Origin of the sequence: Haloarchaeobius salinus (assembly GCF_024464185.1) — an archaeon.
Classification (GTDB): domain Archaea; phylum Halobacteriota; class Halobacteria; order Halobacteriales; family Natrialbaceae; genus Haloarchaeobius; species Haloarchaeobius salinus.
The window spans coordinates 40,720-57,267 of record NZ_JANHAU010000001.1 but is presented as its reverse complement, the minus strand read 5'-3'; the positions used below and the strand labels follow the sequence as shown (position 1 = coordinate 57,267).

Below are 16,548 nucleotides of genomic sequence, written 5' to 3'. Positions count from 1 at the left end.
GTATATGTCGGATACAATGCGACGCAATCCGTTCGAAGAACTCGAGGAGATGTTCGACCGCATGGGCCGCCAGTTCGAGCAGCGCGGCATGCCCACGCTGGAATCGGTGCCGGTCGACATGCGGGACCACGGCGACGAGTACGAGATCGTCGCGGACGTCCCCGGCTACGACACCGAGGACATCGAGCTGACGTTCTCCGAAGGCACCATCACCATCGACGCGAGCCGCGAGGAGGAGTCGGCGGAGGAGCACGATGGCCACTACGTCCACCAGGAGCGCCGGTCCTCGGTCAGCCGCAGCATCCGGCTCCCCGAGCCGGTCGACGAGGAGGCCATCGGCGCGAGCTACTCGAACGGCACCCTCACCGTCACCGCGCCGAAGGCCGAGGCCGACGAGGGCCACCGGATCGATATCGAGTGAGCGACGCACCGGGAGCGACGGCACCGTTTCGGCCACCGCACTCGCCGTCATCGTGAGCGCGTCGACGTCGTTCCCCGTGACGGGGCTGCCCTCGCTGCTGTCGAAAGAGAGTCCTTTTAACGACTCCGGATGAACGGATTCCCATGACCTACGACCCGCAGACACTCGAATCGGAGTGGCGGGACCGCTGGCGGAGCGAGGGGCGCTACGAGGCGGACCCCGACGCCGTCGCGGACGAGGACCCCACGTTCGTCACGGTGCCCTACCCGTACCCAAGCGGCGGGATGCACATCGGCCACGCCCGGACGTACACCGTGCCGGACGTGTACGCACGCTACCGACGACAGCAGGGCGACAACGTCCTCTTCCCCATCGCCTGGCACGTCACCGGCACGCCCATCATCGGCGCGGTCGAGCGCCTGAAGAAGCGCGAGCCGGAGCAGATGGACGTCCTGCAGAACACGTACAACGTCCCCGAGGAGACGCTGAAGGACCTGGAGACGCCGATGGGCTTCGCCCGGCACTTCATCGAGGAGCACTACAAGAAGGGGATGAAGCGCCTGGGCATCTCCGTCGACTGGCGACGCGAGTTCACGACGAACGACGAGCGCTACTCGAAGTTCATCACGTGGCAGTACGAGACGCTCAAGGAGCGCGGCCTGCTGGAGAAGGGCCTGCACCCGGTCAAGTACTGCACGAACGAGGACCAGCCGGTGACGACCCACGACATCCTGGAGGGCGAGGAGGCCGAGTTCCAGGAGTACACGCTGGTCAAGTTCGAGACCGAGGTCGACGGGGCCGAGGTCGTCGCGCCGATGGCGACGCTCCGTCCGGAGACGGTCCGGGGCGTGACGAACGCGTTCGTCGACCCCGAGGCCGACTACGTGGTCGCGGAGGTCGACGGCGAGTTCTGGTTCGTCTCCGCCAGCGCGGCCGAGAAGCTCGACCTGCAGGGCCACGATGTCGAGGTGCGCTACGAGTACGCGGGCACCGACCTCGTCGGCAAGCGCGTCACGAACCCCGTCACCGGCGACGACGTGCTCGTCCTGCCCGCGGGCTTCGTCGACGCCGACAACGCGACGGGCGTCGTGATGTCCGTCCCGGCGCACTCGCCCGACGACTACCTCGCGCTGCAGGAGGCGAAGGAAGCGGCCGACGACATGGCCGAGTACGGCATCGACCCCGACGAGGTCCGTGGGATCGAGCCGGTCCCCATCCTCACCATCGAGGGCTACGGCGACATCCCCGCGAAGGACGCCGTCGAGTCCGCCGGCATCGACTCCTCCGAGGACCCCGAGCTGAAGGCGGTGACACAGGACCTCTACAACGCCGAGTTCCACTCGGGCGAGCTGCTCGAGGCGTACGGCGAGTTCGCCGGTGGCGTCGTCGAGGACGTGCGCGACGAGTTCAAGCAGTCCTACCTGGGCACCGCCTTCGGCACGATGCAGGAGTTCTCCGAGGAGGTCGTCTGTCGCTGCGGCGGCGACGTCGAGGTCGCCAAGCAGGACACGTGGTTCCTCCGCTACAACGACCCCGACTGGAAGGAGACGACCCACGAGGCGGTCGCGAACCTCGACGCCATCCCGGAGAACACCCGCGAGCAGTACGACCACACCATCGACTGGCTCAACGAGTGGCCCTGCATCCGGAACTACGGGCTGGGCACCCGCCTGCCGTGGGACCAGGACTTCGTCATCGAGCCGCTGTCGGACTCGACGCTGTACATGTCGTACTACACCATCGCCCACCGTATCGACGAGGTCGACCCGGAGGCGATGGACCGCGAGTTCTTCGACACGCTGTTCTATGGAGCCGAGGCCGTCGACGACCCCGACGAGACCGCCCTCTCCCTGCGCGAGGAGTGGGACTACTGGTACCCCGTCGACTACCGCTGCTCGGCGAACGACCTGGTGAACAACCACCTGACGTTCTACCTGTTCCACCACGCCGAGCTGTTCGACCAGCCGAACTGGCCCCAGGGCATCACCGTCATGGGCATGGGTCTGCTGGAGGGCGAGAAGATGTCCTCCTCGAAGGGCCACGTCGTCCTCCCCGGCGAGGCCATCGACCGCTACGGCGCGGACACCGTCCGGTTCTTCCTGATGAACTCCGCGGAGCCGTGGCAGGACTTCGACTGGCGCGCCGACCAGGTGACGAGCACGCGCGACCAGCTCGACCGCTTCTGGCGGCGCGCCGAGGAGCTCATCGGCGACGGCGACGTGCCCCCCGCCCTCGACGCGAGCGACGTCGACGACCTCCAGCGCATCGACCGCTGGCTGCTCTCGAAGCTGCAGGACACCATCGGGACCGTCACCGAGGCGATGGAGAACTTCGAGACCCGGACCGCCAGTCAGGCCGCCTTCTACGACTTCCAGGAGAACCTGCGCTGGTACCGCCGGCGTACCGACACCGACCGCGAGGCCGCACAGCGCACCCTCCGGACCGTGCTCGAGGCCCGCCTCCGGATGCTCGCGCCGTTCGTCCCCTACATGTCGAACGAGCTCCACGAGCAGCTCGCCGGCGAGCCCGCCGAGGACGCCCCGTGGCCCGAAGTCGACGACGCGCTCGTCGACCCGCAGGTCAAGGTCGAGGAGTCGCTGGTCGCGGACCTCACCGACGACGTTCGCGACATCGTCGACGTGACCGACACCGACCCGGACGTCGTCCGGGTGTACGTCGCCGCCGACTGGAAGCACGACGTGTTCGCACAGGTCGTCGACACCGGCCCCGACGTGGGTGCGGTGATGGGCCAGGTCATGTCCGACCCCGACCTCCGCGAGCGGGGCGACGCGGTCAACGACCTCGTGCAGGACCTCGTCGCGTTCGTCCGCGAGCGCGACGACGGGACGCTCTCGACGCTCGCCGACCTCGACGAGGCGGCAGTCTACGCCGAGGCGCTGGACGCGCTCGAACGCGAGTACGACGCCACCGTCGAGCTCTACCGCGAGGACGACGACGACGTCGACGACCCCGGCGGGAAGGCGGGGCAGGCGATTCCGTTCCGCCCGGCCGTCCACATCGAGTAGTCCACGGCGTGCTCCCGTCGCCGTCGAACAGGCATTTCTTCCTGCGGTCCGAAAACCCGACTATGAGCGACGACTCCGGCGACCGGAACGTCTTCGGCGAGGCGCTCTCACCCTGCTGTTCCAGCCCACCGACGGGCTACCTGCGCGACGGCTGCTGTCGCCACGTCGAGGAGGACCTCGGCCGGCACGAGGTCTGTGCGGTCGTCACGCAGGAGTTCCTGGAGTACAGCCGCGAGCAGGGAAACGACCTCGTGACGCCGCGGCCGGAACTGGAGTTCCCCGGGCTCCATCCCGGGGACCGCTGGTGTCTCTGTCTGGGGCGGTGGCTGGAGGCGAAGGAGGAGGGCGTCGCGCCGCCGGTCGACCTGTCGGCGACGAACGAGGCGGTGCTCGATACGGTCGAACTGGAGGCGCTGAAGGAGTACGCGGCGGAGTCGTAACAGCGGAACCGGAGCCGGAGTACGTGGTCGAGGATCAGTTCCCGAGCCCGAGGAGGTCGAACGGCGTGCCGTTGTCGTTCTCGTCGGCGTGCTCGAAGACGACGTGGGCGGTGGCGACGTCCTGGATGGCCAGCCCGGTCGAGTCGAAGACGGTGACGCCGTCGTCTGCGGTCCGGCCCGCGATCTCGCCGGTGACGATCTCGCCGATCTCACCGTAGATATCGTCGTCGTCGAGGACGCCCTGGCTCCACGGGACGTTGATCTCGCCGGAGTGGGTGCACTGCTTGTAGTCGTCGATGACGAGCTTCGCGGCGAGCAGCACGTCGTCCCCGATCTCGTGCTTGCCCTCGGCGTCGGCACCCATCGCGTTGATGTGGGTGTGCTCGCCGAGGTCGTCGGCGGAGACGAGCGGGTCCTCGACCGGAGTCACCGTCGAGAGCACGTCGCAGTGGCCGGCCTCGCTGATGGAGCCGCCGCGGACGTCGAACTCGTCGTCGTAGCGGTCGACGAACCGCTGGACTGCCTCGTCGCGCACGTCGCTGACGACGACCTCCTCGATGGGGCGGACCTCGGCGATGGCGTCGAGCTGGGTGTAGGACTGGACGCCCGCGCCGACGATGCCGAGGCTGGTGGCGTCCTCGACGGCCAGGTGGTCGGTGGCGACGGCGGCGGCCGCACCCGTGCGCTTCATCGTCAGCTCGGTGCCGTCCATGATGGCGAGGGGGAACGCGGTCTCGGGGTCGGAGTAGATCATCGTCCCCATCACCGTCGGGAGGTCGTGGTCCTCGGGGTTGTCGGGGTGGACGTTCACCCACTTGATGCCCGCGGCGTCCCACGTCTCGGCGTTGAGGTACGCCGGCATCGACCGGAAGTCGCCGTTGTACTGCGGGAGGTCGATGTACGACTTCGCCGGCATCTGTGCGTTCCCGTGCTCGTAGGCCGCGAACGCGTCCTCGACCGCGCCGATGACGTCCGGCATCTGCGCGTTCTCGTCGACGTCCTCGCTGCCCAGGAGGAGTGTCTGCATGTCTGGCGGTACTGAATCGCCGTACTTAGTTAAATCGGAACCCGACCACCGGCGAAAACCGACGAGACGTTCACTGGTCGCCGCACTCCGCCCCGCGTCCCCCGTGCCACCGGGACAGCTCGACCGCGGTCGACACCGACGCCCCCTCGTCGGCGGTGACCGGGTTCGTCGACATAATCTCGCGGATCTGCAGACGTCCACATCGACTGCGAGCAGGGAGGTTGCGTTCGGCCACGGTGGGCAGGGGAGGGAGTGGTCGGTCACCGTGGGCCGGGACGGGGCAGTCGCTCTCGGGTCGGCGTCGAAAGAAGTTCGTCGATCAGCTGGCGGTGCGAGGGTCGGATACTGGGTGTGTGAGTGGCCTAGACGGGCTTCACATCGCGCCGCCCATGCCGCCCATACCGCCCATGCCGCCCATGCCGCCGCCGCCCATGCCGCCCGCGGGCGGGCCGCCGGCGTCGCCGCCGTCGTCGGGGTCGACCTGACCGCCGGAGAGGTCGCCCGCGGCGATGACGTCGTCGATGCGCAGGAGCATGACGGCCGCCTCGGTCGCGCTCTCGATGGCCTGGGTCTTCACGCGGAGCGGCTCGACGACGCCCTCCTCCTCCATGTCGATGACGTCGCCGGAGTAGGCGTCGAGACCGGCCGCGTACTCGCCGCCGTCGTGGCGGGAGCGGAGTTCGACGAGGCTGTCGATGGAGTCCAGACCCGCGTTCTCGGCGAGCGTGCGCGGGATGACCTCCAGCGCGTCGGCGAAGGCCTCGACGGCCAGCTGCTCGCGGCCGCCGACGGAGTCCGCGAATTCGCGGAGCTGGAGTGCGATCTCGACCTCGGGTGCGCCGCCGCCGGGGAGGACGGTGCCGTCCTCGATGGTCGCGCGGACCACGCCGAGGGAGTCGTCGATGGCGCGCTCGACCTCGTCGACGACGTGCTCGGTGCCGCCGCGGAGGAGGAGCGTGACGGACTTGGCGTCCTCGACGTCCTCGATGAGGATCTGCTCGTCGCCGCCGACGTCCTGCTGGCTGATGCGGCCGGCGAAGCCGAGGTCGTCGGCCTCGACGTCGTCGACGTTGGCGACGACGCGAGCGCCGGTCGCGCGGGCGATGCGCTTCGCGTCGGAGTCCTTCACGCGACGGACCGCGAGGATGCCCTCCTGTGCGAGGTAGTGCTGGGCCATGTCGTCGATGCCGTCATCGACGAAGACGGCGTCCGCGCCGGCCTCGACGAGCGTGTCGACCATCTCCTTGAGCTGCTTCTCCTCCTGGTCGAGGAACTGCTGGAGCTGGTCGGGGTCCGTGACGTTGACCTCGGCGTCGATCTCGGTCTCGCGGACCTCGAGTGCGTCGTCGACGACGGCGACGTTCGCGTCCTCGACGAAGAACGGCATGTTGTCGTGTGCGCGGACCTTGTCGAGGAGGACGCCGTCCACGAGCTCGGAGTCGTCGACAGAGCCGCCGACGATCTTCTCGATCTTGATGTTCTCGGCGTCGATTCCCTCCTCGTCCTGGACGGCGAGGACGGCGTCGACGACGAGCTCGGCGAGGAGCTCCTTGGAGGACTCCGCACCCTTGCCGGTCATCGCCGTCGCGGCGATCTGCTCGAGGTACTCGCGGTCGTCCTCGTCGACGTCGATGGCGGCGTCGTCGAGGAGCTCCTTGGCCTTCTCTGCGGCCTGACGGTAGCCGTTCGCGATGGTCGTCGCGTGGACGTCCTGCTCGAGGAGGTCCTCGGCCTTCTTCAGGAGCTCACCGGAGACGACGACGGCGGAGGTGGTGCCGTCACCGACCTCGTCCTCCTGGGTCTGGGCGACCTCGACGATCATGTTGGCCGCCGGGTGCTCGATGTCCATCTCCTTCAGGATGGTCACGCCGTCGTTCGTGACGACGACGCTGCCCGTCGAGTCGACGAGCATCTTGTCCATCCCTTTCGGGCCGAGTGTGGTGCGTACGGACTCGGCGACGGCCTTTCCGGCCGTGATGTTCATCGACTGTGCGTCCTTGCCGGACGTTCGCTGACTGTCCTCGGAGAGAACGATGAGGGGCTGATTACCCATTTGCTGAGCCATGGTCGTCCGAATGATTGATTGGCATTCTATAAAAAGGTTTTGTTGGCGGTTCTGAAAAACGCCGGACAGTGCCACAATAGTCCTTGTTATTTGTTGTCATGGGCTGTGGTTTATATACTCTCGTCGTGGACGGCGCTGGCGCTTCCCGATGCGGCTGGGCGACGAGAGAACGTCGGCAGGGCTGGCGGTCGCGGTTCAGGTCCCACCGGGGTACCGGTGGTAGTCCATCCCCTTGCGCTTCAGCTCGTTGTGCTTCCGTTCGAGGAAGGCGTAGACGGAGCCGTGCGGTGCGCCGTCGAGCAGTCGCTCCGCGGCCTCGCGGACGATCTGGACCTGCTCCGGCCCGCCGATGACGCCCAGCGTCGAGCCGTAGATGACGACGCTCGCGCCCGTCAGCTCCTCCATCAGCTCCCTGGTTCGGCCGTCCTCGCCGATGAGCCGGCCCTTCTTTCGCTTGCGGTCGCGCTTGTTGCGCGCCGCCGCGTCGATGTCGATGAGGTCGAACATCCGCATGTCGTCGTCGAGTAACGTCAGGGCGTCCTCCGGGGGGAAGCCGCGGCCGATCGCCTGGACGATGTCGGGGGCCTTCAGCGCGTCCACGGGGTCACCCACCTGCTCGATGGCGACGGAGCCGTTCTCCGAGTCGATGTCCAGCCTGACACCGGCCCGGTTCTCGATCCGTCGCATCGTCTCACCGCCCTCGCCGATCAGCACGCCGATGCGGTCCTGCGGAATCTTCACGTGCTGCTGCATGGAACGGCGTAGAACGCGGACGCGTTTAAGACTTCGGCAGTGGAGTTTTCGTGTGTCTCGGCTGTTCTGACGAGTGTTCGTTGTAATCGTTTCTGTCGGGTGAACTGTAGGAACAGACTCGACCCCGAACAGCCAGAAAGACCCTCCATCGACGAGAACAGGTAGCTCCGAAAACAGCCAGAAAGCCCCGGCCGTCTCGACTCGGGAGACTCGCTGTCGTTCGAAAGAGCGCTCCGCGCTCTTTCGTGATGACGAGAGAGCTTCGCTCTCTCGAACCACGGTCCTCGTACCTGCGGTCCTTTCGTCGTCTGCCGTCGTCGAGACGGCCGCCCCTTTCAGTCCCACCCGACCGCGACCGCACCTCGTACCTCCCCAACCGACTGCGATGCTCAGTCGCTAGCGCTCCCTCCGCTTCTCGCCCCTCGCGCGAGCGTCGGCGAACGGCCTCGCAAGGCTCGGCACGTTCGCCAGTCGCGCGCCACCCGGTTGATTCTTCGCTACCGCCCACCAAAGTTTACAAATATTATAAACTTTGGCGGTTCGGGCGACACCCACGAGCGCCCGAACCGGAACCGAGTCGTGTCACAGACAGGGGCAGAACGCGAAGCGACCGAAGGACAGTTGGGTCCAGAGCACCCAAATCAACGTAATGAGCACGCAGGACATCGAGCCACTCGACGTCGAGCGGATCCGCGAGGACTTCCCGATCCTCGACCGGACGGTCGGCGACGACGTGCCGCTGGTCTACCTCGACAACGGGGCGACGAGCCAGACGCCGGAGCAGGTCGTCGAGAGCATCGTCGACTACTACTACGGCTACAACGCGAACGTCCACCGCGGCGTCCACCAGCTGAGCCAGGAGGCGTCCATCGCGTACGAGGAGGCCCACGACCGCGTCGCGGAGTTCATCGGCGCGGACGGGCGCGAGGAGGTCGTCTTCACGAAGAACACGACGGAGGCGATGAACCTGGTCGCGTACGCGTGGGGGATGGCGGAGCTGGGCCCCGGAGACGAGGTCGTCCTCACGGAGATGGAGCACCACGCCTCGCTGGTCACCTGGCAGCAGGTCGCGAAGCGCACCGGCGCGGAGGCGAAGTTCATCCCCATCGACGAGGACGGCATGCTGGACATGGACGCCGCGGCCGAGCTCATCACGGACGACACGAAGCTGGTCAGCGCGGTCCACGTCTCGAACACCCTCGGGACGGTCAACCCCGTCGCGGAACTGGCGGACCTGGCCCACGAGCACGACGCCTACGCGTTCATCGACGGGGCGCAGGCGGTGCCGACCCGCCCGGTCGACGTGGGGGCTATCGACGCCGACTTCTACGCCTTCTCGGGGCACAAGATGGCCGGGCCGACCGGTATCGGGGTCCTCTACGGGAAGGAGGCCATCCTCGACGACATGCAGCCGTACCTCTACGGCGGCGACATGATACGGAAGGTCACCTACGAGGACTCGACGTGGAACGACCTCCCGTGGAAGTTCGAGGCGGGCACGCCGCTCATCGCGCAGGCGGTCGGCCTCGACGCGGCCATCGACTACCTCGACGACATCGGCATGGAACGCGTCCAGCGCCACGAGGAGCGCCTCGCGCGCTACGCCTACGAGCGTCTCTCGGAGTTCGACGACGTGGAGATATACGGCCCGTCGCCGGACCAGGGGCGGGGCGGCCTCGTCGCGTTCAACGTCGGGAGCGTCCACGCCCACGACCTCGCGAGCATCGTCAACGACCACGGCGTCGCCATCCGCGCCGGCGACCACTGCACCCAGCCGCTGCACGACACGCTGGGCGTCACCGCCTCCGCCCGCGCGTCGTTCTACATCTACAACACCGAGAGCGAGATCGACACCCTCGTCGACGCCATCGACGACGCCCGGCAGCTGTTCGCCTGAGCGCCGGACCACTTTCACCCCGCCATCGGACCGTTTTTGCCACTGGCACCGGTGCCCGAAGCCATGGACGTCCCCGCCCTCCGCGAGCGCGCCGAGACGTACTTCGGCGGGCTCGCCCCGACCCACGACTGGCACCACGTCGAGCGCGTGGTCGAGAACGCCCGGACCCTCGCCGCCCGGACCGACGCCCCGGTCGACGAGGAGACCCTGCTCGCCGCCGCCTGGCTCCACGACATCGGTCGGAAGCGCGAGGCAGACGGCGAGATCGCCGACCACGCGGAGTGGGGCGCGGCGGAGGCGCGGCGCATCCTCGACGCGCAGGACGTCCCCGCCGGAACCGTCGACGCCGTCGCCCACTGCATCCGCGCCCACCGCTTCTCGAACGACGTCGAGCCCCGGAGCTACGAGGCGGAACTGCTCTCCGACGCGGACAACCTCGACGCCATCGGCGCGGTCGGGCTCGCCCGCACCTTCGCCTACGCCGGGGAGCACGGGCACACCCTCCACGACCCCGAGCTGCCGCCCGAGGCGGACGACTCCCCGGCCGGGGAGACGTCGTTCAACCACGTCCACAAGAAACTGCTCCGCATCGAGGACCGCATGTACACAGATGCGGGCCGCACGATGGCCGCCGACCGCCACGCCTTCCTCGAGACGTTCGTCGACCGTTTCGAGCGCGAGGTCGCCGGCGAGCACTGAGACCGCGGCCGTCGGCGGCTCCTGCCGCGCCTACTCCGCTTCCCGCCGTCGCCGTCTCGCCAGCCCGGCGGCCGCGCCGACGCCCGCGAGCGCCGCGAGGACACCGAAGCCGGGCGAGCCGCCGTCGTCGCTGGCGTCGGTGGTGGTTCCCGGCGTGTGAGAGGCCGGCGTGACGGGACCGTCGTCGGTCGTCCCTGCCGTCCCGCCCTCGCCGCCGCCGGCATCCGGCGGGCGGGTGGTCGGCGTGTCGGCGTTGCCGCCCGGTTCCTGACCGGGCACCGGCCGGGGCTCCATCGTCGGCGCGGGCTCGCCCTCGCCCTCGGGTTCGGGGAACACGAACAGACGCGCGTCGACCCCCTGCTGGCGCTCCTCGCGGCCGTTCTCGGGGTTCTGGTAGCTCGCGCCGACGAACCCCTCGTGGATGGGCTCGGCCGTCCAGAAGCTCGTCGTCTCGTCCGCGCGCCAGCCGCCGAGGAGTCGCGGTGCGGTCGGGTCGCCCACGTCGTACACCCGGACGCCGCCGCCGTACCAGGAGGTGTAGAGCCGGTCGCCGTCGACGCCGAAGTTGTGCGCGGTCGCGCCGTCGTTGTCCGGCGGCGGTGCGAGGATGGTCTCGCGGGTGGGGTCGTCGCCCATCGACCAGAGCTCGATGCCACCTGGGCCGCCGTCGTGCTCGGGCGTGTCCTCGCGGTCCCAGGCCTCCTTGCCGACGTACAGCGCCGAGCCGTCGGCGCTGGGCTGGACGTAGTGTGCGTTGCCGGGCAGTTCGACGAACTCGGACGTGAAGCCGTCACCGACGTCGGCGAGATACTCGGCGGAGTGCTCGCCGAGCTTCGCCACCGCGCTCGGGTTCGCGGGGTCGCTCACGTCGACGACCCAGGTGCCGGCGTCCCAGTAGGCGACGTACAGCGTGTCGTCCTGGACGTACACGTCGTGACAGGAGAGGGAGTTCCGACCGGCGTCCCGCCACGCCTCGTCCTCGTGGACGGCGGACCACTCGCCGACCTGCTCCGGCGAGTCGCCGGTCACGTCGTAGATCATCGTCGGCTCGTTCGGCACGCCGCTGCCGGTGAGGTAGGCGTGCGTACCGTCGAAGAAGCAGTTGTGGATGCCGTGGTTCGTCGGCTGGAACGCGAGCCGCTCGGGGTTCGCGGGGTCTTCCACGTCGTAGAGGAAGAACCCGGAGAGCTCGCTCCGCCCGCCCGCGTTCGGGCCGGCGACGACGAGCCGGTCGTCGGCGTACTTCACGTCGTAGATTCGCTGCATGGGCCCCTGCCCGTCGTGGGTCAGCCCACGTTCCTCGGACAGCAGTGCGGGGTTCGCGGGGTCGCTCACGTCGACGGTCGCGAAGCCGTCGCGGGTCGCCGCGAAGACGGTCTCGCCGTCCTCGCTCACGACGGCCTCGCAGACGCCCTCGATGGCGAGCTCCGCGGTCGGTTCGAGCGGCGTCTCCTGTGCTGTCGGTCGCGCCGCGGTGACGGTCGTCCCGGTGACGCCCGCGGTGGCGAGCCCCGCCAGTCCGGTGAGGACGCCACGGCGGCAGACACCACGGGTGGGGTCGGAGGGGTCGTCTGTCGGGTGGGGTGCCATACGCCCTCAGACGGTGGACCGGGACAAGTGTGTGTCCCAACCTCAAAGGCCCGTTTGACTCTCCTGCCCCGCTGCGGAACCCTTTTCCACCGAACTCCCCTATCACGGGATAACAATGGGACCTGGCTCGGACATGTACCGGCAGCAGATCCTCGACCACTACAAGAACCCCCGGAACTACGGGGAGATCGAGGACGCCACGTTCACCCACGTCGGCGAGAACCCGATGTGCGGCGACGAGATCCGTATCGACGTGAAGCTCGAGGACGACGGTGAGACCATCGCGGGCGCGGCCTTCCGTGGCGACGGTTGTGCCATCTCGCAGGCCGCCGCGAGCATGTTCTCGCAGGAGGTCCGCGGGAAGACGCTCGACGAGCTCGACGAGATGGACCGCGACGACGTGATCGACATGCTCGGGGTCGACATCTCCCCGATGCGCGTGAAGTGTGCGGTGCTCGCGGAGAAGGTGGCACAGGACGGTGCGGACATCTACCGCGGCGAGCTCGATCTGGAGCGGACGACGACGGAAGAGGACACCGAGGACGAGTAAGCGGGGCGGACGAGGCTGTTCTCACGCGGAGCCGAGGGCCCTGGCAATGGCGACCAGATGGCCCAGTCCCTCCTTCACCTCGGGGTCGCGGGTCGCCTTCACGAGCCCGAGCGCGCCGACCGGCTCGGGCTCCTCGGCGCTGGCGTCGCCGACCGCCTCGAGTATGCGCTCCAGTCCACGGACGGTCTCCGGCTCGGCGGCGGTATCGGCGAGCTCGCCGAGCCCGCTGCTGGTGCTGGCGAGGCGCATCACCATCTCGTCGTCCAGCGCGCCGTTCGCGAGCGCCAGCAGGTCCGACAGCGCGGCGAGGTCGTCGAGCGTCCCGTTGCGCTGGAGTTCGGCGACCGTGGCCATGGCGTCGGCGAGGTCGTCGCCGTCGCGGCCGACCGCCTCGGCGAGCTGGACGGTCTCGTCCGTCGCCATCGCGTCGGCGGACTCGGCGAGCGTGCTGCCGGTGCCGGCGAGGCGGGTGACCATCTCGTCGTCCAGCGCGCTCGTCCCGAGTTCGAGCACGTCGAGCAGCTCGTTCACCCGGTCGAGCCGGGCGACGAACTCCGCGACGGCCTCGGGGTTCCGTTCGATGGCCTCGGTGAGTTCCTCGGCCTCGAGCTCCTGTGGGGATTCTGCCATCGTCGTCACCTCAGAGCAGCCCCCTGGCGGTCAGCCAGTAGGTTTCGTTGTACGCGAGCTTCGCCCAGTGGACTGGCCGGGACTCGTCGCGCAGCTCGGGGGTGTGCTCGTAGTCGAACTCGACGAAGGTCGCCTCGTCCATGCCCGCCTCGATGAAGCAGACGGTCTTGCCGTCGAACGTCGCCGTCGGGAGCTGACCGCGGACCTCGCTGGCGATGCGGTCCGCGACGACGTCGGCCTCGTAGTGGGCGACGGAGCCGGCCTTGCTGGTCGGCACGTCGGCGGCGTCGCCCATGGCGTACACGTCCTCGGCGTGTTCGGCCTCGAGGGTGTGTCTGTCGACGGCGACCCAGCCGTCGTCGCCGAGGCCGGAGCCGGTGACGAGGTCGTCGCCCGCGTGGGGTGGGATGGCGACGAGCAGGTCGTAGTCGAGCTCCTCGCCCTCCATCGACCTGATGACGCCGGCTTCGGGGTCGACCTCCTCGGCGTTGAAGAAGGTCTCCGTGTGGATGTCCCGCTCCGCGAACCGGGGCTCCATCCAGTCGGAGACGGGTTCGAGCCCGTGCAGGCGCATGATGGGGTAGGTGTACGTGATATCCACCTCGTCGCGGATGCCGCGCTGGCGGAACCACTCGTCGGCCATGAGCGTGAACTCGACCGGTGCGGCCGGGCACATGTGCGGGACGCCGACGACGCTGAGCACGAGGTGACCGCCCTCGAACTCCGCGAGCGCGTCCCGGAGTTCCTCGGCACCATCGGGGCCGTAGAAGTGGTGGCCGCCCTCGACGAGGCCCGGTACCTCGTCGGGCACCAGCTTCGCGCCGGTCGCGAGCACCAGATGGTCGTACGACAGCCTGTCGCGGCCGTCCTGCAGCTCGATGGTCTTCGCGTCGGTGTCGATGCCGACGACGCGGTTGATCTCCAGGTCGACCCGCCGGTCGACGAGGTCCGCGAGCGGGCGGACCGCGTCCTCGACGGTCTTCTTCCCGAACGGGACGTACAGGTACGTCGGCTTGTAGACGTGGTCGGGGGAGTCGTTGACCAGCGTCACCTCGACCTCGCCGGCTTCGACCTCGCTGTCGAGGTCCTCGACGAGCCGGTTGGCCAGTACGGTGCCGCCGGTGCCGCCCCCGACGATGACGATCCGGGTCATGGGTCAGGCCTTCTCGACGTAGATGCTCCAGTAGTCGTCGTGCTCGACGGTCTCCAGCAGCTCGTGGCCGGCCTTCTCGACCCACTCGGGCACGTCCGTGACCGAGCCACGGTCGGAGGTCTGCAGTTCGAAGACGGTGCCGCTGTCTGCCTTCTTGACCTTCCCGATGAGGTCCATCAGGGGGCCGGGGCAGCCGGCACCGCGGGCATCGATCGTTACGTCGGCGGTGAGTTGTTCGCTCATTGTTGGATGTCTCGTGGTTTGGGTAGCGTTGTGTTCGGTGGGCGGTGCGCTGACCGACGGTCGGCCTCAGACGAATATCACCTGCTTGTCGGCGGCCTTCGTCAGGAAGCCTGAGACGCCGAGCTCGTCGTCGAAGATGTCGACGTAGTCGTCGAGCTCGCGGCCCCACATCTCCATGGCCATCGTGCAGGCGTAGAGGTTCATCGGGCCCATGTCCCTGGCGTCACGGAACTGCTCCGTGAACAGGGGAACCTCCGTCTCCTCGCTCGTCAGCATCGCCTCCCCGAGCGGTCCCGTCGTGAAGTCGCGGGTCTCGACGACCTCGTGTTCGAACGGACGCAGCCCGTTCATCGTCACGAACACGTCGACCGGGATGTCCGAGGCCGCGGCGATGGAGCCGATGATGCTGGCGGCGGTGATCTTCTCGAACTCGTCCGTCGCGATGACGATCGCGTAGCCGTTCATGGTGTCTTCACGGTTGGTACTTCGCCGCCGCCGACTATAGTATTGCAGTGTAATTCCAAAACTGTGGGAAACAGCCTTCGCCACGTGGGCCGGGACGACCAGGCCGGGCTTCCCGTCGACGCCGACAGCTACCCTGCAGTGCTCTGCGGCGGCGTCATGAAGTAGTCAACGACCACAACCGCCACCGCGAGCACGACGCCGCCGACGAACTGGCCCTGGAAGCCGACGCCGTCGAGGAAGTGACCGTACCGCAGGAACCAGATGCCGAGGAAGGCGTATCCGAAGGCGGCGTAGCCGAGCGCGACGCGTTCGACGACGGCGCTCGCACGGCCGAGGCCGACCCAGACGCCGACGGCGGCGGCGACCCCCGCGAACAGCCCGCCGAACACCCCGATGATGCCGCCCGGGATGTCGGGGATCACCGAGAGGATGGCCGCGCCGACGAGCAGGAACGTGGTCGTGCCGCTGCCGAGCGCGACGAGGAGGCGTCGAGGGTTCATACCAGTCGGTACGCGAGCAGGCGTCGAAAAGCTACCGTCGGGGTCGGTCGCGTTACTCGGGCCGGAGACCGCCGTCCTGTACGCGCATCACGGCCTCGCCGTCGGCGAGGTTCGGCGCGTCCACGAGGCGGACGATGCGCTTGTCACCCTTGGACTTGCGGAGGTACATCCGGAAGGTGGACTTGTGGCCGAGGATGTTGCCACCGATGGGCTGGGTCGGGTCGCCGAAGAACGAGTCGGGGTTCGAGGCGACCTGGTTCGTCACGACCACGGCGCAGTTGAACAGGTTGCCGACCTTGTCGAGGTCGTGGAGGTGCTTGTTGAGCTTCTGCTGGCGCTCGGCGAGTTCGCCACGGCCGACGTACTCGGCGCGGAAGTGGGCGGTCAGCGAGTCGACACAGAGCAGGCGGACCGGCCACTCGCCGTCCTCGTGTTCGCCGGCGAGCTCCTGTGCCTTCTCGGCGAGCAGCATCTGGTGGTTGGAGTTGAACCCCTTCGCGACGTGGGTCTTGTCGAGGAAGTCGTCGACGAGCTCGTCCATCGTCTCCTCGTCGTCGGGCGACCCCTCGATGCCGCGGTCCTCCAGGGTGGCCTCGATGGCCTCCTCGGGGAGCCCACGGACCATGTCGTCGATGCGCTCCGGGCGGAACGTGTCCTCGGAGTCGATGAAGATGACCGAGCCGCGCAGCCCACCGACCTCCTTCGGGAGCTGGACGTTCACGGAGAGCTGGTGTGTGACCTGGGACTTGCCGGCCCCGAACTCGCCGTACACCTCGCTGATGGACTGGGTCTCGATGCCGCCGCCGAGGAGCTCGTCCACCTCGTCGATCTGCCAGCTGAGCTTGCCGATCTCGTTGCGTCGTTCGAGCACCTGCGAACCGGTCTCGAAGCCGCCGATGTCGGCCTCCTCGCGGGCGGCCTGGACGATGTCCGCTGCGCTGGACTCGCCGACGTCGGCCGTGTTCGATAGCTCGGAGGGGGCCGCGACCGCGATGCCCTGGAAGGAGTCGAAGCCTGCGTCGCGGAGCTTGTCTGCCGTTGCCGGTCCCACGCCGGGGAGTTTCTCGAGGTCTGCGTCTGCCATACCAG

Annotated in this window: 16 protein-coding genes; 6 read left to right on the top strand and 10 right to left on the bottom strand. The window is 68.3% G+C overall.

Annotated features, from left to right (window positions below; genetic code table 11):
* Positions 1-16 precede the first annotated feature (16 nt).
* The 3 genes from NO345_RS00260 to NO345_RS00250 all read left to right on the top strand — a co-directional run bounded on the left by NO345_RS00260 (position 17) and on the right by NO345_RS00250 (position 3,887).
* Positions 17-421 (top strand): Hsp20/alpha crystallin family protein, encoded by a 405-nt coding sequence (locus tag NO345_RS00260; protein WP_256295725.1) that lies wholly within the window; start codon positions 17-19, stop codon positions 419-421.
* Positions 422-564: 143 nt separating this feature from the next.
* Positions 565-3,447, top strand: coding sequence for a leucine--tRNA ligase (gene leuS / locus NO345_RS00255; RefSeq protein ID WP_256295724.1), 2,883 nt, complete (start codon positions 565-567; stop codon positions 3,445-3,447).
* 62 nt (positions 3,448-3,509) lie between these two features.
* Positions 3,510-3,887, top strand: coding sequence for a DUF2237 family protein (locus NO345_RS00250; protein ID WP_256295723.1), 378 nt, complete (start codon positions 3,510-3,512; stop codon positions 3,885-3,887).
* Positions 3,888-3,921: 34 nt separating this feature from the next.
* Here the strand turns inward: NO345_RS00250 and NO345_RS00245 are convergent, their stop codons facing one another.
* The 3 genes from NO345_RS00245 to NO345_RS00235 form a co-directional block, all read right to left on the bottom strand.
* A complete protein-coding gene (locus NO345_RS00245) occupies positions 3,922-4,914 on the bottom strand; it encodes an ornithine cyclodeaminase family protein (protein ID WP_256295722.1) in 993 nt (330 codons plus the stop codon).
* A gap of 373 nt (positions 4,915-5,287) precedes the next feature.
* On the bottom strand, positions 5,288-6,967 hold the full coding sequence (gene thsA / locus NO345_RS00240) for a thermosome subunit alpha (protein ID WP_256297527.1): 1,680 nt from the start codon (positions 6,965-6,967) through the stop codon (positions 5,288-5,290).
* Between the two features lie 207 nt (positions 6,968-7,174).
* Positions 7,175-7,732: a KH domain-containing protein gene (locus tag NO345_RS00235; protein WP_256295721.1), complete on the bottom strand. Its 558-nt coding sequence runs from the start codon at positions 7,730-7,732 to the stop codon at positions 7,175-7,177.
* Between the two features lie 649 nt (positions 7,733-8,381).
* Between NO345_RS00235 and NO345_RS00230 the strand changes: the two genes are divergently transcribed.
* Both NO345_RS00230 and NO345_RS00225 read left to right on the top strand, forming a co-directional pair.
* Positions 8,382-9,629, top strand: a complete 1,248-nt coding sequence (locus tag NO345_RS00230; protein WP_256295720.1) for an aminotransferase class V-fold PLP-dependent enzyme — start codon at positions 8,382-8,384, stop codon at positions 9,627-9,629.
* Positions 9,630-9,692: 63 nt separating this feature from the next.
* Positions 9,693-10,328, top strand: a complete 636-nt coding sequence (locus NO345_RS00225) for an HD domain-containing protein (protein WP_256295719.1) — start codon at positions 9,693-9,695, stop codon at positions 10,326-10,328.
* A 30-nt stretch (positions 10,329-10,358) separates the two neighbouring features.
* Here the strand turns inward: NO345_RS00225 and NO345_RS00220 are convergent, their stop codons facing one another.
* Positions 10,359-11,918, bottom strand: a complete 1,560-nt coding sequence (locus NO345_RS00220) for an LVIVD repeat-containing protein (RefSeq protein ID WP_256295718.1) — start codon at positions 11,916-11,918, stop codon at positions 10,359-10,361.
* A 115-nt stretch (positions 11,919-12,033) separates the two neighbouring features.
* Here NO345_RS00220 and sufU point away from each other — a divergent pair, with 115 nt between their 5' ends.
* Positions 12,034-12,468, top strand: a complete 435-nt coding sequence (gene sufU, locus NO345_RS00215; RefSeq protein ID WP_256295717.1) for a Fe-S cluster assembly sulfur transfer protein SufU — start codon at positions 12,034-12,036, stop codon at positions 12,466-12,468.
* Positions 12,469-12,489: 21 nt separating this feature from the next.
* On the opposite strand, the gene NO345_RS00210 is transcribed toward sufU, so the two are convergent.
* From NO345_RS00210 to radA, 6 genes are all read right to left on the bottom strand, one after another.
* Positions 12,490-13,098, bottom strand: a complete 609-nt coding sequence (locus NO345_RS00210) for a helical membrane plugin domain-containing protein (protein ID WP_256295716.1) — start codon at positions 13,096-13,098, stop codon at positions 12,490-12,492.
* 10 nt (positions 13,099-13,108) lie between these two features.
* Complete coding sequence (locus NO345_RS00205; protein ID WP_256295715.1) at positions 13,109-14,251, bottom strand: NAD(P)/FAD-dependent oxidoreductase; 1,143 nt, start codon at positions 14,249-14,251, stop codon at positions 13,109-13,111.
* A gap of 3 nt (positions 14,252-14,254) precedes the next feature.
* Positions 14,255-14,494, bottom strand: coding sequence for a sulfurtransferase TusA family protein (locus tag NO345_RS00200; protein WP_256295714.1), 240 nt, complete (start codon positions 14,492-14,494; stop codon positions 14,255-14,257).
* Positions 14,495-14,560: 66 nt separating this feature from the next.
* A complete protein-coding gene (locus NO345_RS00195) occupies positions 14,561-14,959 on the bottom strand; it encodes a DsrE family protein (protein WP_256295713.1) in 399 nt (132 codons plus the stop codon).
* 128 nt (positions 14,960-15,087) lie between these two features.
* Positions 15,088-15,459, bottom strand: a complete 372-nt coding sequence (locus tag NO345_RS00190; protein WP_256295712.1) for a DUF8147 domain-containing protein — start codon at positions 15,457-15,459, stop codon at positions 15,088-15,090.
* A 52-nt stretch (positions 15,460-15,511) separates the two neighbouring features.
* A complete protein-coding gene (gene radA, locus NO345_RS00185; protein ID WP_256295711.1) occupies positions 15,512-16,543 on the bottom strand; it encodes a DNA repair and recombination protein RadA in 1,032 nt (343 codons plus the stop codon).
* Positions 16,544-16,548 lie beyond the last annotated feature (5 nt).